18 protein-coding genes and 2 pseudogenes are annotated in these 20,227 nt (G+C 70.2%); 9 read left to right on the top strand and 11 right to left on the bottom strand.

Annotated elements, in window-relative coordinates; translation table 11 throughout:
- Positions 1-153: 153 nt before the first annotated feature.
- Together ACS04_RS21680 and ACS04_RS21675 are read right to left on the bottom strand one after the other, a co-directional pair.
- Positions 154-537 (bottom strand): helix-turn-helix domain-containing protein, encoded by a 384-nt coding sequence (locus tag ACS04_RS21680; RefSeq protein WP_048478354.1) that lies wholly within the window; start codon positions 535-537, stop codon positions 154-156.
- A complete protein-coding gene (locus tag ACS04_RS21675; protein ID WP_078865096.1) occupies positions 534-785 on the bottom strand; it encodes a thiamine-binding protein in 252 nt (83 codons plus the stop codon). The genes ACS04_RS21680 and ACS04_RS21675 overlap by 4 nt, the downstream gene beginning before the upstream one ends.
- A gap of 183 nt (positions 786-968) precedes the next feature.
- On the opposite strand from ACS04_RS21675, the gene ACS04_RS21670 reads away from it, so the two are divergent.
- The 3 genes from ACS04_RS21670 to ACS04_RS21660 all read left to right on the top strand — a co-directional run bounded on the left by ACS04_RS21670 (position 969) and on the right by ACS04_RS21660 (position 4,433).
- Entirely contained in the window at positions 969-1,802 is an 834-nt protein-coding gene (locus ACS04_RS21670) for a TIM barrel protein (protein WP_048478352.1), read from the top strand.
- A 75-nt stretch (positions 1,803-1,877) separates the two neighbouring features.
- The gene (locus ACS04_RS21665; protein ID WP_048478351.1) at positions 1,878-2,768 is read left to right on the top strand and encodes a 2-hydroxy-3-oxopropionate reductase; all 891 of its coding nucleotides are present in this window, start codon (positions 1,878-1,880) and stop codon (positions 2,766-2,768) included.
- A gap of 207 nt (positions 2,769-2,975) precedes the next feature.
- Positions 2,976-4,433 carry a catalase gene (locus ACS04_RS21660; RefSeq protein WP_048478350.1) on the top strand — a complete coding sequence of 486 codons (1,458 nt, stop codon included), beginning with the start codon at positions 2,976-2,978 and terminating at the stop codon, positions 4,431-4,433.
- 370 nt (positions 4,434-4,803) lie between these two features.
- Here ACS04_RS21660 and ACS04_RS21655 read toward each other — a convergent pair whose 3' ends face one another.
- Both ACS04_RS21655 and gcl read right to left on the bottom strand, forming a co-directional pair.
- Complete coding sequence (locus tag ACS04_RS21655; RefSeq protein ID WP_048478349.1) at positions 4,804-5,466, bottom strand: DNA gyrase; 663 nt, start codon at positions 5,464-5,466, stop codon at positions 4,804-4,806.
- 132 nt (positions 5,467-5,598) lie between these two features.
- Positions 5,599-7,386, bottom strand: coding sequence for a glyoxylate carboligase (gene gcl, locus ACS04_RS21650; RefSeq protein WP_078865094.1), 1,788 nt, complete (start codon positions 7,384-7,386; stop codon positions 5,599-5,601).
- 311 nt (positions 7,387-7,697) lie between these two features.
- On the opposite strand from gcl, the gene ACS04_RS21645 reads away from it, so the two are divergent.
- Both ACS04_RS21645 and ACS04_RS21640 read left to right on the top strand, forming a co-directional pair.
- Positions 7,698-8,573, top strand: coding sequence for a hypothetical protein (locus ACS04_RS21645; protein WP_048478347.1), 876 nt, complete (start codon positions 7,698-7,700; stop codon positions 8,571-8,573).
- Between the two features lie 127 nt (positions 8,574-8,700).
- A complete protein-coding gene (locus tag ACS04_RS21640; protein WP_048478346.1) occupies positions 8,701-9,192 on the top strand; it encodes a glutathione peroxidase in 492 nt (163 codons plus the stop codon).
- 79 nt (positions 9,193-9,271) lie between these two features.
- On the opposite strand, the gene ACS04_RS21635 is transcribed toward ACS04_RS21640, so the two are convergent.
- Together ACS04_RS21635 and ACS04_RS21630 are read right to left on the bottom strand one after the other, a co-directional pair.
- A complete protein-coding gene (locus ACS04_RS21635) occupies positions 9,272-10,972 on the bottom strand; it encodes an AMP-binding protein (RefSeq protein WP_048478345.1) in 1,701 nt (566 codons plus the stop codon).
- A gap of 45 nt (positions 10,973-11,017) precedes the next feature.
- Entirely contained in the window at positions 11,018-12,202 is a 1,185-nt protein-coding gene (locus ACS04_RS21630; RefSeq protein WP_048478344.1) for a winged helix DNA-binding domain-containing protein, read from the bottom strand.
- A gap of 167 nt (positions 12,203-12,369) precedes the next feature.
- Here ACS04_RS21630 and ACS04_RS21625 point away from each other — a divergent pair, with 167 nt between their 5' ends.
- From ACS04_RS21625 to ACS04_RS40465, 4 genes and pseudogenes are all read left to right on the top strand, one after another.
- Entirely contained in the window at positions 12,370-13,542 is a 1,173-nt protein-coding gene (locus tag ACS04_RS21625; protein ID WP_048478343.1) for a magnesium and cobalt transport protein CorA, read from the top strand.
- A 399-nt stretch (positions 13,543-13,941) separates the two neighbouring features.
- The gene (locus ACS04_RS21620) at positions 13,942-14,154 is read left to right on the top strand and encodes a hypothetical protein (protein WP_048478342.1); all 213 of its coding nucleotides are present in this window, start codon (positions 13,942-13,944) and stop codon (positions 14,152-14,154) included.
- Between the two features lie 216 nt (positions 14,155-14,370).
- Positions 14,371-15,168, top strand: a pseudogene (locus tag ACS04_RS35825) (DUF2637 domain-containing protein); the annotation flags it as partial.
- A 221-nt stretch (positions 15,169-15,389) separates the two neighbouring features.
- The gene (locus ACS04_RS40465; RefSeq protein WP_425337830.1) at positions 15,390-15,932 is read left to right on the top strand and encodes a plasmid mobilization protein; all 543 of its coding nucleotides are present in this window, start codon (positions 15,390-15,392) and stop codon (positions 15,930-15,932) included.
- Positions 15,933-16,012: 80 nt separating this feature from the next.
- Here ACS04_RS40465 and ACS04_RS21605 read toward each other — a convergent pair whose 3' ends face one another.
- From ACS04_RS21605 to ACS04_RS21590, 5 genes and pseudogenes are all read right to left on the bottom strand, one after another.
- Positions 16,013-16,426 (bottom strand): NUDIX hydrolase, encoded by a 414-nt coding sequence (locus ACS04_RS21605; RefSeq protein WP_048478340.1) that lies wholly within the window; start codon positions 16,424-16,426, stop codon positions 16,013-16,015.
- A gap of 54 nt (positions 16,427-16,480) precedes the next feature.
- Positions 16,481-17,035, bottom strand: coding sequence for a flavoprotein (locus ACS04_RS21600; RefSeq protein ID WP_048478339.1), 555 nt, complete (start codon positions 17,033-17,035; stop codon positions 16,481-16,483).
- Positions 17,032-17,292 (bottom strand): annotated as a pseudogene (locus tag ACS04_RS39480) (helix-turn-helix domain-containing protein); the annotation flags it as partial. The gene ACS04_RS21600 and the pseudogene ACS04_RS39480, both read right to left, overlap by 4 nt.
- A 463-nt stretch (positions 17,293-17,755) precedes the next feature.
- Positions 17,756-18,598 carry an NAD(P)-dependent oxidoreductase gene (locus ACS04_RS21595; RefSeq protein WP_048478338.1) on the bottom strand — a complete coding sequence of 281 codons (843 nt, stop codon included), beginning with the start codon at positions 18,596-18,598 and terminating at the stop codon, positions 17,756-17,758.
- Positions 18,595-19,998 carry an NsdA family TPR-like regulatory protein gene (locus ACS04_RS21590; RefSeq protein ID WP_245236485.1) on the bottom strand — a complete coding sequence of 468 codons (1,404 nt, stop codon included), beginning with the start codon at positions 19,996-19,998 and terminating at the stop codon, positions 18,595-18,597. Before ACS04_RS21590 ends, ACS04_RS21595 begins: the two co-directional genes overlap by 4 nt.
- Between the last annotated feature and the right edge of the window lie 229 nt (positions 19,999-20,227).

Raw genomic sequence — 20,227 nt, 5'->3', positions numbered from 1 at the left:
GGTAGGCCTCCGTGGCCTGTTGTTGCTTGACGGGCTGCGCATAGCTAACGCCCTCGACAACACGGCGTCAACACTTTGTTGAAACTTCCCGTACACAAAAGCCGCCGCCCGGATGAATGGGGCGGCGGCTCGTCACCGTGAGTCAGGCGGGTTTCACACCTGGTTGTCTTTGTTGGCGTTTTCCCTGTTCAGGTAGTTGTAGACCGTGAAACGGCTTACGCCCAGCGCGCCCGCGACCGTCTCCACACCGTGCCGCACGGAGAAGGCGCCGCGCGCCTCCAGTATCCGTACGACGTCCTGCTTGGACTTCCGGTCGAGCTGTGACAACGGTACGCCGTGCCGGCGCTCCAGCGCCGCCAGGATCCGCTCCAGCGAGTCGGACAGCTGGGGCAGCCGTACGGCCAGCAGCTCCTGACCCTCCCAGGTGAGCACGACGTCGTCGGGCTGCGCCAGGGCCGGATCCATCAGCTCGCCGCCCATCGCGTCGACGAGGGGCTTGACCGCGGTGACGAAGGGGTGGTCGCGGGGCTCGGTCATGGGGTGTCCTCCCCGATCACGTTGACCTGGAGCGAGACGCGGGTGGCCCCGGACTCCAGCGAATCGCGCAGAAGCGCGGCCACCGCGGTCAGCACGGCGTCGGCGTCGCCCTCGGCCGTGTTGCCGAACGGCCCCACGTCGACGGCGTCCAGATGGGCCTTCTGGATGACCTCGCGAGCGGCCACGGCATGGGCGGGCGCCTCTTCGAGATCGAAGGGCTCGGTCGTGAACTCCACTCTCAATCGCACGCTGGTCAAGCTACCCGGACGGGAAGCGGCGGCGCGAACGCGTCTGCGCAAGGGGGCGGCGGCCGGGTGGGCGGACGGGGACGTTTTTTCGGGGGTCCGGGCTTGACATCCACGCGGAAGCCCATGCAGTCTTCCATCAAGCAGAAACTAACTTCCGCAATACGGAAGGAGCGCACACCCCTCATGGGATACACGGACCAGCGCTTCGATGTGAACCTTTCGATCCTCTTCACGGAACTCCCGCTCCTGGAGCGTCCCGCGGCAGCCGCCGCGGCGGGCTTCACCGCGGTCGAGCTGTGGTGGCCCTGGATCGAGACCCCCACCCCCGCTCAGGCGGAGCTGGACGCCCTCAAGAAGGCTCTCGAGGACGCCGGCACCCAGCTGGTGGGCCTGAACTTCTACGCCGGCCGGCTGCCGGGCCCGGACCGCGGCGCGGTCTCGGTGCCCGGTGAGGAGTCGGACCGCTTCAACGCCAACATCAACGTGGCCGCGGACTTCGCGGCCTCGGTGGGCTGCAAGGCGCTGAACGCCCTGTACGGCAACCGCGTCGAGGGTGTGGACCCGGCCGTTCAGGACGAGCTCGCCCTGGAGAACCTGGTCGTGGCGGCCCGGGCCGCCGACCGCGTCGGCGCGATCCTGCTGATCGAGACCCTCAACAAGCCCGAGTCGCCGCTCTACCCGCTGGTGAGCGCCCCGGCCGGCATCGAGATCGTGGACAAGGTGAACGAGGCCACCGGCCTCGGGAACGCCAAGTTCCTCCTCGACCTGTACCACCTGGCGATGAACGATGAGGACCTCTCCGAGGTCATCGAAAAGTACGCCGCCAAGACCGGACACGTCCAGATCGCGGACAAGCCCGGACGCGGTGCCCCCGGCACCGGCGAGCTGCCCCTGGAGGAGCTGCTCGACCAGCTGAAGAAGGCCGGATACGAGGGCTACGTAGGCCTGGAGTACAAGGCCGCCGACGCCGCCGCCTCCTTCGCGTGGCTGCCGGCCGGGGCCCGCGCCGCCGATTAGGCGGACGAAGTCCGGGCGATCAGCCAGGCACCCCTCGCACTTTTCGTACGAAGCATTAAGAGAAGGACCCTCATCATGAGCACCCTCCCCAACATCGCCTGGATCGGCCTCGGCATCATGGGCTCCCCCATGGCCGAAAACCTCCTGAAGGCCGGCTACTCGGTCACCGGCTTCACTCTGGAGCAGGACAAGCTGGACCGCCTGGCCGCCGCCGGCGGCAGCGCCGCCGGCTCGATCGCCGAGGCCGTCAAGGACGCCGACGTCATCATCACGATGGTGCCCGCCTCCCCGCAGGTCGAGGCCATCTCGTACGGCGAGAACGGCATCCTGGAGAACGCGAAGTCCGGCGCGCTGATCATCGACATGTCGTCGATCACCCCGCAGACCTCGATCGACCTCGCCAAGAACGCCGCCGAGAAGGGCATCCGCGTCATCGACGCCCCGGTGTCCGGCGGCGAGGCCGGCGCCATCGAGGCCGTCCTGTCGATCATGGTGGGTGGCGAGAAGGCCGACTTCGACGCGGCCCTGCCGATCCTCGAGGCCCTCGGCAAGACCATCGTGCTCTGCGGTCCGCACGGCTCCGGCCAGACGGTGAAGGCCGCCAACCAGCTCATCGTCGCGGTCAACATCCAGGCGTGCGCCGAGGCCGTGGTCTTCCTGGAGAAGTCCGGCGTGGACCTGAACGCCGCCCTGGACGTCCTCAACGGCGGTCTGGCCGGCTCCACGGTCCTGACCCGCAAGAAGGACAACTTCCTGAACCGCGACTTCAAGCCCGGCTTCCGGATCGACCTGCACCACAAGGACATGGGCATCGTCACCGACGCCGCCCGCAACGTCGGTGCGGCCCTCCCGGTCGGCGCGGTCGTCGCCCAGCTGGTCGCCTCGCTGCGCGCCCAGGGCGACGGCGGCCTGGACCACTCCGCCCTGCTCCGCGCCGTCGAGCGCCTCTCCGGCGCCCAGATCTGAGCGCCTCCCCTCCCGAAGGGGCCCTGAGTTTCCGGATGGTGCCGGTGCTGACACCTGTCCTGTCGCGCCCAAGCGCCGGCACCGTCCGGATCACCTCTCTCCATCTTTGTTCAACAAACTGTTGACGCTGCGTTCGGCCTGAAATTAGGCTGTTCCGCATGACGGAAGACGCTTTCCGTCAGCAGGTTTCCCGTACGGAAGGTCACCATGTCGAAGCGCACGCTGACGACCGAGTCCGGCGCCCCGGTCGCCGACAACCAGAACTCCGCCACCGCCGGCGTCGGTGGCCCGCTCCTGATCCAGGACCAGCAGCTCCTGGAGAAGCTGGCCCGCTTCAACCGGGAGCGCATCCCGGAGCGCGTGGTGCACGCCCGTGGCTCGGCCGCGTACGGCCACTTCGAGGTGACCGACGACGTCACCGCCTACACCAGCGCCGCGTTCCTGAACACGGTCGGCAAGAAGACCGAGACCTTCCTGCGCTTCTCCACCGTCGCCGACTCCCTCGGCGGCGCGGACGCGGTCCGCGACCCGCGCGGCTTCGCGCTGAAGTTCTACACCGAAGAGGGCAACTACGACCTCGTCGGCAACAACACCCCGGTGTTCTTCATCAAGGACCCGATCAAGTTCCCCGACTTCATCCACTCCCAGAAGCGCGACCCCTTCACGGGCAAGCAGGAGCCGGACAACGTCTGGGACTTCTGGGCGCACGCCCCCGAGGCGACGCACCAGATCACCTGGCTCATGGGTGACCGCGGCATCCCGGCCTCGTACCGTCACATGAACGGCTACGGCTCGCACACCTACCAGTGGACGAACGCGCAGGGCGATGCCTTCTTCGTCAAGTACCACTTCAAGACGAACCAGGGCATACGCTGCCTGTCGAGCGACCAGGCCGCCGAGCTCGTCGGCAAGGACGCCAACTCGCACCAGACCGACCTGCTCCAGGCGATCGAGCGCGGCGTGAACCCGAGCTGGACCCTCTACGTCCAGATCATGCCGGCCGCCGAGGCCGCGGACTACCGCTTCAACCCGTTCGACCTCACCAAGGTGTGGCCGCACAGCGACTACCCGCTGCAGCGCGTGGGCCGCCTGGTCCTCGACCGCAACCCGGACAACGTCTTCGCCGAGGTCGAGCAGTCCGCCTTCTCCCCGAACAACTTCGTCCCGGGCATCACCGCATCGCCGGACAAGATGCTCCAGGGCCGCCTGTTCGCGTACGCCGACGCCCAGCGCTACCGCCTCGGTGTGAACCACACCCTGCTGCCGGTCAACGCCCCGAAGGCGACGACGGCCGACAACTACGGCCGCGACGGCGTCATGGCGCTGCGCAACGGCTCGCGCCACGACAAGAACTACGAGCCCAACTCGTACCAGGGGCCGGCCGAGACCGGTCTGGCGCTGGGCGCCCCGAAGGCCGTCTCCGGCTACACGGGCACCCACGAGGCCCCGGCCCACACCAAGGACGACGACTTCTTCCAGGCCGGTGAGCTCTACCGCCTGATGTCGGAGGCCGAGAAGCAGCGTCTGGTGGCGAACATCGCCGGCGGCCTGTCTCAGGTCACCCTCGAAGACGTCATCGAGAAGAACCTGGCTCACTTCCACGCCGCGGACGCCGACTACGGCCGCCGCGTCGAGGAGGCCGTCCGCGCCCTGCGCGACGCCTGAGCCGCTGAGCTGCACCGGGGACCTGGCGGGAGGTCAGGTCCCGGGTGCCGAGCCCGAGCCGCGGACCCGGATGAGGGGTGGTACGCGGTGAGGGCAGGACGAGGACCGCGACGGGCGTGTGAGCCAGTGCGGTGGTAATGGGGGCCGAGGCCCGTCTCTTGACCTGAGGGAGACGACGCCGGAGCTCTCGTCACCGCCCGTCGCGGTCCCAGCCACTCCCCTCCGTACGGGGGCTACGCACAGAGCCCCCCGCACAGAGGCCTCCACACTCCGCCCGGCGGCGCGAACGTCCTGTCGCGCCAGCCTCGCACCGTCGGGCGGTCACACTCAAAGCGCCGAGTCACGGACGGTCCCGTGACTCGGCGCTTTGTCATGCCCGGCGGTCGTCGACCTCCACCGACAGGTACGGCCACGCGGTCGCGAGAGCGGCCGGGTCGAGGAGTGCCGGTGCCGGAGCCGGAGCCGCCGGTGCCGGTGCGCCGCCCGCGCTCGCCGCCCGTACGGACCCGGAGGGGCTGAAGTGGACCGTCGTACCGGTCGTGCCGTCGTCCGCGACCGGCGTCAGGCCGGTGGCGGGTACGCCGTGCTCGTAGCGCTGGACCCAGGCCCCGCCCGCCCTGCGGTTGGTGTGCACGAGCCAGTCGCTCAGCGCCGCCACGACGGACATGCCGCGGCGCGGGTGGCCGTCGGGCAGGACCTGCGCGCCCGGGTGGTCGAAGAAGCGGAGGTCCTTCGTCGCCATGACCGGCTTCCTCACCGGCCGGCCCCGATCGTCGAGGCGGGTGTCCGTACCCCGGCCCTCGTCCGCCACGGAGACCGAGCCGTCGGGGTGGAGCGTGACGGTGCAACGCCCCGCGCCGGCGGAGCACTCCGCCTCGTCGGCCGCGTAGGCGAGGACTTCCAGGAGCAGGTGGCGAAGCCCGCCGGGGGCGAACGCGGCCTGGTCGCGGCGGATTCCGGCGAGGTGGGCGGCGTCCACGGACCGGGTCCAGTCGTGCGTCGTGTTGCGCCAGGGGGCCGTGTCTGGGTCCATCGGAGCAGTATGCCGTCCACCGGCCCGGCGCGCACGGCAGCGGCCCCCGCCCCTCCGTGAGGAGGAACGGGGGCCGCTCTTGCCCTGCGAACCACGGGCCGTGTACTGCGAGCTGTGTACCGCGAGCCGAGGTCAGGCGGACAGCGGGCGGATCGCGGTCGGGGCGTGGCCCGGCTCGGTCGCCAGCTCCTCGAACTCGGTGACGTCGCTCATGTCGACCGTCTTGCTCATCGAGATGTTGGTGACGCGCTCCAGGATGGCCTCGACGACGACCGGGACGCTGTACTCGGCGGCCAGCTTCTTGGCCTCCTCGAAGGCGGCGCCCAGCTCGTTCGGGTCGGTGACCCGGATCGCCTTGCAGCCCAGGCCCTCGACGACCTTGACGTGGTCGACGCCGTAGACGCCCAGCTCCGGCGCGTTGATGTTCTCGAACTCCAGGTTGACCTCGAAGTTGATGCCGAGGCCGCCCTGCGCCTGGCGGATCAGGCCCAGGTAGGCGTTGTTCACGAGGACGTGGACGTACGGGATCTTGTGCTGCGCGCCGACCGCCAGCTCCTCCAGCATGAACTGGAAGTCGTAGTCGCCGGAGAGGGCGACGACGGGGGTCTGCGGGTCGGCGGTGGCGACACCCAGCGCGGCCGGGATGGTCCAGCCGAGCGGGCCGGCCTGGCCGCAGTTGATCCAGTGGCGCGGCTTGTAGACGTGCAGCATCTGTGCGCCGGCGATCTGGGAGAGGCCGATGGTGGTGACGTAGCGCGTCTCCGGGCCGAAGGCCTTGTTCATCTCCTCGTAGACCCGCTGCGGCTTCATCGGGACGTTGTCGAAGTGCGTACGGCGCTGGAGCGATCCCTTGCGCTCCAGGTGCGAGGCGACCCAGGCGCTGTAGTCGGGCAGCTTGCCCTCGGCCTTGAGCTCCTTGGCGACCTCGATGAACAGCTCCAGCGCGGCCTTGGCGTCGGAGGCGATGCCGAAGTCCGGGGCGAAGATCTTGCCGATCTGGGTGGGCTCGATGTCGACGTGGACGAACTTGCGGTCGCCCAGGTACGCGTCCAGGTTGTAGCCGGTGTGGCGGTTGGCCCAGCGGTTGCCGATGCCGAGGACGAAGTCCGACTCCAGGAACGTCGCGTTGCCGTAGCGGTGCGAGGTCTGGACGCCGACCATGCCGGCGGCGAGCTCGTGGTCGTCCGGGATGACGCCCCAGCCCATGAGGGTGGAGATGACCGGGACACCGGTCAGCTCGGCGAACTCGACCAGCAGGTCGGAGGCGTCGGCGTTGATGATGCCGCCGCCGGCGACGATCAGCGGGCGCTCGGAGTCCAGCAGGAACCGGATCGCCTTCTCGGCCTGGGCACGGGTCGCGCGCGGCTTGTAGACCGGCAGCGGCTCGTAGGTCTCCGGGTCGAACTCGATCTCGGTGAGCTGGACGTCGATCGGCAGGTCGATGAGGACCGGACCCGGGCGACCGGAGCGCATGAGGTGGAAGGCCTGCTGGAAGACGCCGGGGACCTGCGCGGCCTCCAGGACGGTGGTCGCGGCCTTGGTGACCGGCTTGGCGATCGAGGCGATGTCGACGGCCTGGAAGTCCTCCTTGTGGAGCTTCGCGACCGGAGCCTGACCGGTGATGCACAGGATCGGGATGGAGTCCGCGATGGCCGAGTACAGACCGGTGATCATGTCGGTGCCGGCGGGGCCGGAGGTGCCGATGCAGACGCCGATGTTGCCCGGGCTGGTGCGGGTGTAGCCCTCCGCCATGTGGGAGGCGCCCTCGACGTGGCGGGCGAGGGTGTGGCTGATGCCGCCGACGTTCTTGAGCTCGCGGTAGAACGGGTTGATCGCGGCGCCGGGCACGCCGAACGCTTGCGACACGCCCTCGCGCTTGAGGATCTCCACTGCAGCGGCGGCGGCTGTCATACGGGGCATCGAGTTCTCCTGCGGGTCAGGCGGTCAGGCGGTCAGGCTGCTTCCGGATTCCGGATCCCGGACTTCCAGTGGGTTTCCGCAATCCGGAAGTATTGTTCTGCTATACGGAACAAGCTAAGCGGCGAGTCACGGCACGTCAAGCAGCTTCGAGACCCCGGAACGCACCAAAAGCCGCGTGTCGCACAAGCGACTTGTACGAACGACCGGGCCGCGGCGGAATCTCAGCGGAAAATCGAGGGGACGCCGCCCCGCCGGTGGCGGGTGGTGGAGCATGGATCCACGCAGAGCGACGACGCAGAGGGGCAGGACTCATGGCGGATGCGGTACCGGTGCACTGCCCGGCGTGCCTGCGCGAGAACGACTACGCCGCCCCGGTCTTCCCGTGCGCGTGCGGGAGTCCGGTCGTCCCGCCGTTGGACCTGGCGGCGGCGCCCGTACCGCTGACGCACCGCACGTGGTCCGACACGTGGGTGGCGGTGCGGTGCGCGGCCTGCGGGCGGGTGAGCGAGTGGCCGCACCCGGAGCTGGGGTGCGCGTCGTGCGGGACGGTGGCGCGGCTTCCGGTGCGCCCGGTGGCGTCCGGGGCGTCCGAGTCGGGTGGCGGCGTACGGCAGGGGCCGCGCCCGGGTGCGGACGTACGGGGAGGACAGGGGGACCGGGGTGACCGGGGAGAGGTACGGGGACGGGGTCGGCCGGGGCCGGGGGGCTCCGGCGGCTCGGGACCGGCGGAGCCCGGAACGGCGGGGGCCGGGCCATCGGGGTCCCGCGCGCCCGGTGGGCCTCCGGCGGCTCCCGGGCAGCGGCCCGCGTTCCGCCCGGTGACCATCCGTACCGCCCGGGACGCGGTGGCGACGGCCGCGCTGTACCTGCGGTGGCTCGGCTTCCATGACGTCCGCCAGCCCGACGCGCGGCCGGTCCCCTCGGCGGCCGTGGACCTGCGGGCCCCGGGGCTGGTGGCCCAGGTGGACCCGACCACGGCGCCGGCCGGACTGCGGGCCGTGGAGTGCGTCTGGCTGAACGGGCTGACGGCCTCCGCGACCAGCGTCTACTTCTCGCTGGCCGGGTACACGCAGGACGCCCGCTCCCGCGCGGACGACCTCGGGATACCCCTGTTCGTCATGGACCTCACGGGCATGCCGCAGCCGGTCAACGACCCCGCGGACGCCCTGGTGGAGGCGGGGGCTTAGGCGCACACCCCCCAGGGAGCGCCCAGGACGGAGGCCCCGCGGGGCAGGACGTGGGCCTCGCGGGCCAGGACGTAGGCTCGGAGCACATGGCGGAACACGTATCCGTATCTGTGCCGAGGAGAGCCCGATGAGCCTGTACGACATCCCGCTGACCACCCTGTCCGACGAGCCCACCAGCCTGGCGGCCCACAAGGGCAAGGCGATCCTGCTGGTGAACACCGCCTCGCAGTGCGGTCTCACCCCGCAGTACTCGGGACTGGCCCGCCTGCAGTTCGCGTACGAGGCGAAGGGCTTCACCGTCATCGGCGTGCCCTGCAACCAGTTCGGCGGCCAGGAGCCCGGCACCGCCGACGACATCGCGACCTTCTGCGCGGCCGGCTTCGGCGTGACCTTCCCGATGCTGGAGAAGACCGAGGTCAACGGCGAGAACCGGCACCCGCTCTACAAGGAGCTGGTGAAGACCGCGTACGCCGACGGCGAGGCGGGCGAGGACATCCAGTGGAACTTCGAGAAGTTCCTGATCTCCCCGTCCGGCGAGGTCGTGGCCCGCTTCCGGCCGGGCGTCGAGCCCGAGGCCCCCGAGGTCATCGCCGCGATCGAGGCGCAGCTGCCGGCGTAGCGTACGGATCGTACGGGGGGGGGCGGGTCCGGCCGCGTGCCGGGCCCGCCCCCTCGGCATTCCCTGAGCGTCCCCGCCCTCAGCCGAAGTCGGCCTCGTCGTACTCCGCCCCCGAGCCGGCCGCGGTCAGCTCCCGCAGTTCCACCCGGCGGATCTTGCCGGACACGGTCTTCGGCAGCTCCGCGAACTCGATGCGGCGGATCCGCTTGTACGGGGAGAGCACGGCGCGGGAGTGCGCGAACAGGGCCCGGGCGGTCTCCGGGCCCGGCTCCCAGCCGGCCGCGAGCGCGATGTACGCCTTCGGCACGGCGAGGCGCAGCGGGTCGGGGGCCGGGACGACGGCGGCCTCGGCGACGGCCTCGTGTTCGAGCAGGGCGCTCTCCAGCTCGAACGGGCTGATCTTGTAGTCGGAGGCCTTGAAGACGTCGTCCGAGCGCCCGACGTAGGTGAGGTACCCGGTCTCGTCGCGCGAGGCGATGTCCCCGGTGCGGTAGAGCCCGTCCGCCATGGCCTCGGCGGTGCGGGCGGGGTCGTCGCGGTAGCCGGTCATCACCCCGGCGGGGCGGGTGCGCAGGTCCACGCAGAGCTCTCCCTCGTCCGGGGACTCCTTGCCGGTGACGGGGTCGAGCAGCACGATCTCGTACCCGGGCGCCGGACGCCCCATCGAGCCGGGCTTGACGGGGGCGCCGGGGAAGTTGCCGATCTGGAGGGTGGTCTCGGTCTGGCCGAACCCGTCGCGGATGGTGACGCCCCAGGCCTCGCGGACCTTCTCGATGACCTCGGGGTTGAGCGGCTCGCCGGCGGCCACGGCTTCGCGGGGCGGGGTGCGCAGCTGGGTGAGGTCGGACTGGATCAGCATCCGCCACACGGTGGGCGGGGCGCAGAAGGTGCTCACGCCGTGCCGGTCCATCTCCGCCATCAGGCGCTCGGCGTCGAAGCGGGTGTAGTTGTGGACGAAGACGGTGGCGCCGGCGTTCCACGGGGCGAAGAGGTTGGACCAGGCGTGCTTGGCCCAGCCGGGCGAGGCGATGTTGAGGTGCACGTCGCCGGGGCGCAGGCCGAGCCAGTACATGGTGGAGAGGTGCCCGATGGGGTACGAGGCGTGCGTGTGCTCGACCAGCTTGGGGCGGGCGGTGGTGCCGGAGGTGAAGTACAGCATCAGCGGGTCGGTGGCCAGGGTTTCGCCGTCCGGGCTGAAGTGGGCGTCGGCGGCGTACATGTCCTCCAGCCGCAGCCATCCGGCGGGTACGCCGGCCCCGGCGGGTACACCGGCCCCGGCGGCGATCCGGGTGTAGGTGCCGGGGACCTCGTCGAACTTGCCGGTGTCCTCGGCGCGCGCGATGACGTGTCGCACGTGACCGCGCTCGATGCGGTCGCGCAGGTCGGCGGCGCCGAGGAGGGGGGTGGCGGGGATGACGACGGCGCGGAGCTTCATCGCGCCGAGCATGACCTCCCACAGCTCGCGCTGGTTGCCGAGCATGACCAGGACCCGGTCGCCGGCGGCGACGCCCTGGTCGCGCAGCCAGTTGGCGGCGGAGGCGGACCGTGCGGACAGCTCCGCGAAGGAGAGGGACCGGCTGGTGCCGTCCTCCTCCACGATGCGCAGGGCGTCGGCGCCGTTGCCCTCGGCGATGTGGTCGAACCAGTCCAGGGCCCAGTTGAAGCGCTCGGGGCGGGGCCAGGTGAATCCGGCGTGGGCGGCTGCGTAGTCCCCGCGCCGTTCGAGCAGGAAGTCGCGTGCGGCCAGGAACTCGGCGGTGGCGCCGGTGTTGTGCGTCATGGAAGGCATCGTGCCGTGCCGCCCGTACGCCCCACCAGAGCGGCGTCAGCCGTGGATTGACCCGAAGCGCACGGAGGGACGCGGGGCGGCGGCCCCGTCGGCGTCGCCCGTCTCACCCATCTCGGTGATCATGCGCTCCCCTTCGGCGACGATGTGCTCCTTCTGCGCCTTCGAGACCTTCCCGAACAGCTCGACGGCGATCGAAGCCCCTTCCCTCTTGCCCTCCCCCTTGCCCCTCTTGCCCTCCGCCTTGCCTCCCTTGCCCTCTCCCTTGTCCTCCCACCACCACAGCCCGGCGACGAAGCCGTCCACGAGGAGGGTGCGGTGGGCCTGGTTCCCCGTCCAGGTGCGCCCCTTGAGCTCGGTGGGGACCACGCGGGTGCGGTCGGCGTGGGAGAGCAGGAGGTTGTCGAACTCCGGGAGGAAGCGGGGCGGGGCCGGGGTGTCGGCGTCGGGCCGGGGCGCGTCCGGCAGGTCGAACAGCTCGACGCCGTTCTCGTCGCGGAAGACGGCCAGGCGGGGCCGCAGCCGCTCGAAGACCTCGCGGAGCCGGGTGAGTCCGGCCCAGGTCTGCATGTCCTTGACGGAGGCGGGGCCGAAGGCGCCGAGGTAGCGCAGGACGGCGTCGTCGACGGCGTGCGCCGGCGGCTCCTCGCCCGGCGGCCGGCCGAGCCACCGGTCCAGGGTGGTGAGCCGTACCTGCCCGCTGCGCCCCCAGACCCCGCGCGGAGTGACCTGGACGAGCGGCAGCCGGCAGCGCGCGGCCACGGACAGGGACTGCGGGTCGGCGGCCGGCCAGTGCGTGAGCAGCTCCTCGCGGATCTCCCCCATCGTGCGGGGCTCGGCCTCGACGAAAGCGCGGGCGAGCTCGCCGAGCCGCTCCAGGTCCACTCCGACGAGGCCCTTGCGGAAGGCGCCCACTTCCCGGTCGCGGGCGGGTTGGACCAGCGGGCGCAGGGTCAGCGCGTCGTGGGCGGTGTGGGTGTGGATGGTGGACCGCATGGTGACCATCCGGACCACCTTGCGCGACTCCATCAGCTGCGCGAGCGCGGCGGGACGGAATCCTTCGAGCCGGGCGTGCAGCTGGAAATACGGCGGTTTCACGTTCTGCGCCTGGAGTCCGAGCAGGTGCGCGACGGCTTCCTCCGCGCCGAGCGCGGCGCGGCTCAGGAGCAGTTGGCGCGCGAGCGTGGCACGGTTGAGTGAACGGGTGTCGAGTACGGAGCCCATACCCGCAAGCTACCCGTACTCGCGGACAGATGCGGTCCGCAATGGACGGGCGCCAACAGTGCCAGACCCTCCCGTACCCGCCTGAACCCTCGCGAACCCGCCTACGCCTTCCGATATCCTTCCCCTTGGCCGACCGTAAACATGTCCGACTGGGGAGCTGACCTGCGATGCCGGAACGCCCGGACCACCGCCACCGCCGCCCCTCGCCCTCCGCGAAGCGGACCGGCTGGCGCCGCCCCACGCCCCCGGCCGCCACACCGCCCGCCTCCCGGCCGGCGGACCCGAAGCCCGCACCGGCGTCGGCCACTCCCCCGGACCACCGCAGCGTGATCGACTCCGCCGTATACCGCGACGGCCGGCGCATCGCCTCCCCCGCGACCCTCGCGGAGACCTTCCGCCGGCTGCGCGACGAGCCCGACGGCATGGCCTGGATCGGCCTGCACCGCCCGACCGAGCCGGAGCTCCACTCGCTGGCCGCCGAGTTCAACCTCCACGAGCTCGCCGTCGAGGACGCCCTGGAGGCCCACCAGCGCCCCAAGCTGGAGCGCTACGGGGACACCCTCTTCGTCGTCCTGCGCGCGGCGCGCTACCTCGACGCGTCGGAGGAGGTCGAGTTCGGCGAGCTGCACGTCTTCCTGGGCCCGGACTTCCTGATCACCGTCCGCCACGGCGCCGCCCCCGACCTCTCCGCGGTCCGCCGCCGCATGGAGGAGACCCCGGAGCTCCTGTCCCTCGGCCCCGAGGCCGCCCTGTACGCGATCCTCGACGCGGTGGTCGACGGCTACGCCCCCGTCGTAGCCGGCGTCCAGAACGACATGGACGAGATCGAGACGGAGGTCTTCCGCGGCGACCCGGAGGTCTCGCGCCGCATCTACGAACTCTCCCGCGAGATGGTCGAGTTCCAACGCGCCACCCGCCCCCTGGTCGGCATGCTCCACGCCCTGATGGCGGGCTTCGCGAAGTACGGCACGGACGAGGAACTCCAGCGCTACCTCCGCGACGTGGCCGACCACGTGACGCACACGAGCGAACGCGTGGACGGCTTCCGCCAGGCCCTGACGGAAATCCTGACGGTCAACGCCACCCTGGTCTCCCAACAACAGAACGCCGAAATGCGAGCCCTGGCCGAAGCCGGCTTCGAACAGAACGAGGAGATCAAGAAGATCTCCTCGTGGGCCGCCATCCTCTTCGCCCCCACCCTGGTCGGCACGATCTACGGCATGAACTTCGAGACGATGCCCGAACTCCACTGGGCGGCGGGCTACCCCTTCGCAATCCTGCTGATGGCAGTGGTGTGCACGAGCCTGTATGTGATCTTCAAGAAGCGGGACTGGCTGTAGCGAACCAGCGCAGAAGCTTGATCGATTTAGCGTAAGCAAATCACGGACCGCATCCCAAGGGGCCCCGTGGGGAGAATCTGGGGAGTATGCGCGGCAAGGGGTCGATCAGACGCAGCGCCGCCACCTCACCAGGGGGCGGCGCCCGGCGCAGTCGTCACCGACCGCGCTCCGCGGGAACTGGCCATTCGGTACGCCCTGCATTTCCACAGCGTGAGACACGACCCGAAGCCTCGACGCAGGCCAACGGGCCGTGCAGTCGGCCTGGCATTCCCGAAGACATGGCCGACTTGCGCCCTTACCGCCCGCACGATCATGACGGTGCATCAGGTTCTATCAGTAGCCGCCGCTACAACCGAACTCGAGGTCCGCACAGCGCGGACCGATGGGGAGGGATTCAGCATGCCGAAGGTTCCTGACGGATACGTGCGCGTGAGCAGCTACATCCGTCGCAAGCCAGGTCCCAGGAAGGCCAAGGGCCTGAGCGTCTGGGCAATCGCCGGCCTATGCGCGGTGGTATGGCTCTGGGGCCAGGTCTTCGGGTTCGGCGACAGCTCCGCCGAGCAGCAGCCCGCGCCGAAGCCCGGCGTCTCCGCGCCGACGGGCGGGCAGTGACGGCCCGGCGGCGGCGAAGCATCCGGTGGCGACCTCGCAGTACCGCAGACGTCCTGGGTGCGGCAGCCGTTGCCCTCGCGCTCGCGGTCGCCCTGGCACAGGCCGCATCGCACCTCCTTGCGAAGGCGGCCGAAAGCTGGCCGCTGCTGGTCCTGATCGGTCTGGCCCTCGCCACCGGCTTGGCCTGGCTCCGGATACGGCGCTCCCGCCGGAACCGCGCCGACAGCGAGAGGCTGGCTCGTCTGCGTATCACCTTGGCACCTCGCCGAGGTCGCAGGGCGGCACGGCCTCGGGACTTCCCCCGCCCGCCAATGGGCATGGCCCGCCACGCTCGATGCCTTCATCGTCGCTGGCGAAGTGCTCATGCTCCGCGCCAGCCTCCGCCGGGAGACCGACGGGTGGGCGATCGCCCTCACAGCTGCTGGATCGCTGGGCTCGATCGCCCTGAACGTCGCCGGCGTCAGCAGGTCCGACGGCGTCCCGGCCCCGGCGCTCGACTACGTCGTCGCCGCTGTCCCTCCAGCAGCCGCGCTCTTCGCCTTCGGCGTCCTCATGCGGCAGATCCACCGCCACGTCGCCGCCGACGAGTCCCGTCACAGCCGCTGTCCGGCAGGAGAGCCCTCAACGCATCCCGCGGACCTGGACCGTCCCCACGCCCACTCCGCTACACCGCAGCTCCCGGCCCCGAAACGGCCCGAGGACCGCGAGGATGACCGCCCCACTCCAGCGGGCGCCGTACAGGGCGCATCAGGCGATGTGGCGGAAGAGACCGATCAAGTGGCGGAAGCCCACGTCCCGCCGAAGAAGCGCACCGGTCGCAAACCCGCTGCCACCGACGACGAACTCCTAGCCATTGCCCGCACCGCCCCGCTCGGACTCAAAGGACGCGCGTCAAGCCGCCACATAGAGACGGCTGTCCGTGCACGCGGCCTCCCTATCGGCAAGGACCGCCGGAACGAGATCACCCGACGGGTCCAGGCCGAACTCGACAGCGGCCAAGCGAACGCCGCGTAGGCCCCGCCCGAAAGTCACGCTGCCCCCGCTCATCCATCGCGGAGCGAGGTAGTCGTACACCACACCCCCGCAGCACCGAAGCCGTACCAGCCCGACCAACAGGAGGCACGCTCTTGCACGACGACCCCACTGCCACAGATGCCCACGACCAGCGACAGGCGGCTCCTACCCAAGCCCGAGGCGGAGCAAGTTATCCCTTTGGACACTCCACCATCGGCGGAGTGTCCAAAGGGCTCTCCGCCCCAGGGGGACGGAGCCTCGTCCGGCGCCGGGGGACGCCTGACGAGGAGGCTGTGACCGCCGGACGGACGCAGCCGGGAGAAGAGCAACAGCCTCCGTGCGAAGCCACGTACACCCCCGCTCCCCCTCCAGAGCCCCGTACGCGACGCCGTACCAACAAAAACAGCCGACGCTCCAAAGTGTGCAGCGTCCGCTTGAACGACGACGAGTACGCGCTTGTCGCGATCGCTGCCAAAGCTGTCGGCGTGACCGTCGCCAGCTTCTTCGCCAAAGCCGCCCTCAACGCGGCCCACGACCCTCAAACCAGCGCTGCGGCCATCGCCGGGCGTCGCGAAGCCGTCATCGAGCTGTTCACTGCCCGCAGGCACCTCGGTCAGATCGGCAACAACCTGAACCAGCTGACCCGCGCCGTCAACTCCGGCGGCCGACCGACCGACATCCAACTCGACGCCGTGCTCGACTCGGTCCGCCAGGCCTCCGCGCGCGTCCAGGACGCCACCGACCAGCTCCTCGACGACGGCTAGTCCCTGCCCCACCGAGGTCCCCGAGGTCCCCGAGATACACCGTCCCCGCGTGTTGTCCCCACGCGCCCGGTCGGTCCGCGTCAACACTCCAGGACGACGTCGAGGTGTTCTTGCACCGGCTCGAACAGGCGGTACGGGACGTACTCAGAGATGTCGGCGTGGGCCACCCACGCGAGTTCGGCCAGCTCGTCGATGTCCGCGACGTACGCGTGGCCGCCGGCCACCTCGCAGGCGGTGTACGACATCAAGCGGCCGGTGTCAGGGTGGACCCGTTCCCCCAGCGGCTTCAGCGCCCTCACGGCGAGGCCAGTCTCCTCCAAGGTCTCGCGTACGGCGGCCCCCTCCGGGGCTTCGCCCGGCTCGACCTCACCGGCGGGAAACTGCCAGGAGAGCCGCCCCTCCCTGACCCGCCGACGCACCATGAGCACGCGGCCTTCGTGCACCACGACGGCCGCTGCGATGGCCGGTCGACCTTCAGCGTTCTCCTGCTCCATGTTGCTCCTCCAGATCGAGTGGGCAGGCTGCCCCGAGGAGTGATACCGGCACGTTCACTGCTGCTCGGCCCCGGTCCGGAGGAGCGGAGCGAGCAGATCGACCGCCTCCTCCCAGGGGAAGCGGTCGGCGCCGCCGCCGGACTTCGGACGGTGGGGCTCGTAGCTGCCGATCAGCACGCCCATCTCCCGGAGCTCGTCGATGCTGCACCGGTAGGCCCGGTGGGCGGCGAGCGCAGTGTTCACGTAGGGCAGCAAGACCGTGGGGACGCCCATGCCGGGTGCCTCGCAGAGGATGCCGAGCGCCAGGTTGTCGGCGAAGCCGGCGGCCCACTTGTTGACCGTGTTGAACGTGGCCGGTGCGACCGCGATGGCATCGGCCCGCGGGTAGGTCCGCGCCTCGCCGGGCGAACGCCAGGCGGACCTGACCGGATACCCGGTCTGCTCCTCGACCGCCCGGGTGTCGAGGAACTCGACACCCTGCGGCGTGGCGATCACCCCGACCTCCCAGCCCCGTTCCTGCGCTGCGGTGATCAGTCTGCCGACGTCGCCGGCGATCCCGGCGGCGCAGACGACGACGTACAGGAAGGGCTTGGGCTGCGGCTCGGTCACGCGGGGACTCCCAGTCGGCGGCTGAAGTGGTGGAGCTCCGGCAGCGTACGCCGACGGTCCCGGGCTGCCATGTCGGCGACCAAGTCCCGGACGGCTGGGCGTCGCACCCCCTTGGCTTCGCAGGTCTCCGCGATCCGCAGGACCTGGTAGCCGGAGGCGAGGCGGCCCTGGTGCGCGTAGGCACGGGCGGCTTCGACCCACAGGGCGGCTCGGCTTTCGGGTACCGGGATGTGGCGAAGCGTGTGCGGGCGCGGTGTCGTAGCGTTGCCCAGGCCGCCAGCTACGACCCAGCCATCCTCTCGCCGAAGCCACCCAGCATCGGGAGCTGGACAGCGCCTCATCCATCAGCGATCGACCAGTCTGGCGCCTCGCCCGGTCCCCGAAGCCCGGATGGTGATGGACGTACTCCCGCACATGACCGAGGAAGATCTCGCCGAGTACGAGCGGCTGTGCGCCATAGCCGCTCCGAATGGCGGCATTCATCTCGCCTACGAGGACTGACCGCCCCCACCGGGCAACACCGCGCGACCGGTGGCCAGGAACCCTCCCGGCCACCGATCCCTTTCGGTGCTTGCGGCTGCCGCCAAGGGCAGAAAGCACTGCTTCGCGACCGGGCGACCGGAGCCGCACGGGACCACCCCGTTCAACCACATCTTCCGCTCTCTTTGCCTCTGTGCAGCAGATGGTCCGCGACCACGACTGTCTTGAGGCGGCCCCCACTCAGCGAGCAGGCTGTTCCCTCAAATGAGACAAGGCTTCTGCCACCGACATGTCGTAGTGGTCCTTGTCTCCTTCCCAGCGGGCCATGACCGCGACCGCCGCTTCGGCCATATCCGCAGGCAACCTGGCGGCGCGGAGCGTTTCGGCGATGTCCTCCATCTCCGGCGCCCAGCGCCAGGCGCGTGCGGCCACGCTGGGCAGGTATCCGGGGTCGGAGAGGATGTTGGACGCCATCACCTGCGCCTCGGCCGTGAGCTCATCGCCGACGCCGTGAGCGTCGGCCAGCGCGTGGGCCACGCCGGCGAGGGTGCGGGCGGCCTTCTGGTAGCTGGCGAACGCCATCTTCAGTGCGGAGGCTGAACCGACGCTGCCGCTGGCGCGGCGGACGTGTAGCGCGGTGTCCTTGAACACTGGCTCCACCATGTCCACGGCTTGGGCTTCTCCGGCGAGGTAGAGACGAGCAGCCCGCTGGCCACCGGGCGGCGGGCCGAAGATCGCACCGTCGAGGACCATGGCGCCCGGCCTGATCTCCTCCGCGATTCGCTGCATTCGCTGGGGGTTGATCGCGTTGGCGTCGACGTACACCCCGGCGAAGGCGTGGTCGGCGACCGTGGTCGCCACGTCTTCGGCGGCCTGCGGAGGACAGATCGACAGGACGATCTCACTCCTCTCCAGCGCCTCGTCGAGCGAGTCGCACGCGGTGGTGCCGACTTCCTTCGCGCGTCGGTGGGTGGCGTCGCTCCGGCCTTCCGGCACCCACAGCACCTCGTGGCCTGCCTTGACGGCCTGGGCGGCGACGGCCGCGCCCATGGCTCCGGGGTGCAAGAGGGTCACGGTCGTCACTGGCTGCCTCCTGGCGGGAGCTGAGCGGGCATGCGTTCCTGATGAGCAATGATCACCTCACGAAGGCCGATCGCGGCAGGTGATCCAGCCCCGGGGTGAAGTGCAAGCTGACGGCTGAAGTGGCCGATCCGGCGGTCGACGCTCTCGGTGCGGCGCCGGGCGCTGACCCCGAGGACGGCGTGGATCTGGGTCGCGGCCCCGTCGACGTCTCCTCGGCCCAGCCGAGCCATGGCCAGGTCCATGCGGGCCAGGGACATCTCGCCGAGTCTCTGCTGCTCCGGCGGCGCAGACTGGAACATCTCCACCGCTTCGTCGGCGCGAGCCTCGGCATCGCTGAGGTGTTGGGTGCCCGCCAGCCAGAGGTGCGTGCTGCTGGAGTAGAACAGTTGCTTCTCGACGGGGAAGGCCATCATCCCGCCTGGCAGTTCGTCCCCCTCGGCGAGACGCTCTCGCAGGTGGTCGGCGGCGCTGAGGGCCGCCAGGGCATCGCTGCCCCGGTTGAGCTGGCCGTAGGCGCGTGCCTTGATGCTCTCCAACCGGATCTGCGCCGTGCCGGACTCCGGGGTGAACGCGCTTCCGGAGTCCGCAAGGCGTACGGCGTCTACGGGGCGGCCGTCCCAGTACGCGATCAGTGCCTGGAGTCCGCGTACCCAGGAGCGTAGTCCGTTGTGCCCCGCGAGTTCGCCGAACAGGAAGGCGGTACGGGCTTGTGTCTCGGCCGCGTCGTAGCGGCCCAGGTCGAAACTGGCATTCGCCAGAACGCCGCACAGGACGCCGGCGCCCACGTAGAGGTCGGAGGTGTACCGCGGTGGCTGACGTCCTTCGAGAAGTTCGAAGGCGCGGTCTCGGAGGGCACGGACCTCGCGGAACAGGGGCCCGACGGGCCGGTTGGGGTACGTCATGACGAGGCGGCGGATGTCAGCTTCCAGCTGCTCCAGAGTGTGCGGTCCCACGTTGCTGCTCTCTGCCCTGGCCGCGAACTGCGCCGACTCATTCGCCGCCGCCATGACCACGTCTTCAAGGCCGTACTCGGATGGATCCACTGCATCGCGGTCGTCAGCCGCTGGGCGGTGTGGGGAAGGGCCCGGCTTGGACTCCGCAGGCCCGAGGATTCGGGTGGCCGGGATGCCCGGAAACATGAACTCCAGGACGCGGCGGGCGACGGTCTGTGGGGTCCGGACCTCGCCATGCGCGTACCGGAAGAACTGCCGCTTCTCGATCGTCGCGGTCGCGATCGAGGACGGCCCCTCCAGCTCAGCTAACTGCTTGGCCGCCTGTTCGTACCGTCGTTTGAAGACCTGGTAGTCCTGCCAGCCCCGCTGATTGATCAGGGTCTGGAAGAGGGTCGGTCCTGATGGCTCCACAGCCGCTCCCTCATGCCGGGGTTCCTTGTCCGGCATCCACGCTAGACATCAACAGCCGCCGATCGAAGATCTGTTGTCCAGAAAATCCAGGTGGACGGTGAATAGACATCGGTTAGGCACGAAAGGGCCGCGTTCGGCGTCGTTCAGGGCCTCGTTCAGGCGGGAGCCGCCGTGAACACTTCGTCTTCGCCCCGGCAAGACAGCGCCCTGCGCGGCTGAGTCTCCGCCGCGGCAACGCAAGTCAGGTAGCCCAGGAGGCCCGCTC

The sequence above is a fragment of the Streptomyces roseus genome (genome assembly GCF_001044425.1).
Lineage (GTDB): Bacteria > Actinomycetota > Actinomycetes > Streptomycetales > Streptomycetaceae > Streptomyces > Streptomyces roseus.
Note: the sequence above shows the minus strand (reverse complement) of the source record. Positions and strands in the feature narration are given on the sequence as shown.

Bases quoted from the DNA above. Each gene is read 5' to 3' on its own strand.
- ACS04_RS21680 (WP_048478354.1), bottom strand. From the start codon at position 537: ATGACCGAGCCCCGCGACCACCCCTTCGTCACCGCGGTCAAGCCCCTC.
- ACS04_RS21670 (WP_048478352.1), top strand. From the start codon at position 969: ATGGGATACACGGACCAGCGCTTCGATGTGAACCTTTCGATCCTCTTC.
- ACS04_RS21665 (WP_048478351.1), top strand. From the start codon at position 1,878: ATGAGCACCCTCCCCAACATCGCCTGGATCGGCCTCGGCATCATGGGC.
- ACS04_RS21660 (WP_048478350.1), top strand. From the start codon at position 2,976: ATGTCGAAGCGCACGCTGACGACCGAGTCCGGCGCCCCGGTCGCCGAC.
- ACS04_RS21655 (WP_048478349.1), bottom strand. From the start codon at position 5,466: ATGGACCCAGACACGGCCCCCTGGCGCAACACGACGCACGACTGGACC.
- gcl (WP_078865094.1), bottom strand. From the start codon at position 7,386: ATGCCCCGTATGACAGCCGCCGCCGCTGCAGTGGAGATCCTCAAGCGC.
- ACS04_RS21645 (WP_048478347.1), top strand. From the start codon at position 7,698: ATGGCGGATGCGGTACCGGTGCACTGCCCGGCGTGCCTGCGCGAGAAC.
- ACS04_RS21640 (WP_048478346.1), top strand. From the start codon at position 8,701: ATGAGCCTGTACGACATCCCGCTGACCACCCTGTCCGACGAGCCCACC.
- ACS04_RS21635 (WP_048478345.1), bottom strand. From the start codon at position 10,972: ATGACGCACAACACCGGCGCCACCGCCGAGTTCCTGGCCGCACGCGAC.
- ACS04_RS21630 (WP_048478344.1), bottom strand. From the start codon at position 12,202: ATGGGCTCCGTACTCGACACCCGTTCACTCAACCGTGCCACGCTCGCG.
- ACS04_RS21625 (WP_048478343.1), top strand. From the start codon at position 12,370: ATGCCGGAACGCCCGGACCACCGCCACCGCCGCCCCTCGCCCTCCGCG.
- ACS04_RS21620 (WP_048478342.1), top strand. From the start codon at position 13,942: ATGCCGAAGGTTCCTGACGGATACGTGCGCGTGAGCAGCTACATCCGT.
- ACS04_RS21605 (WP_048478340.1), bottom strand. From the start codon at position 16,426: ATGGAGCAGGAGAACGCTGAAGGTCGACCGGCCATCGCAGCGGCCGTC.
- ACS04_RS21590 (WP_245236485.1), bottom strand. From the start codon at position 19,998: ATGCCGGACAAGGAACCCCGGCATGAGGGAGCGGCTGTGGAGCCATCA.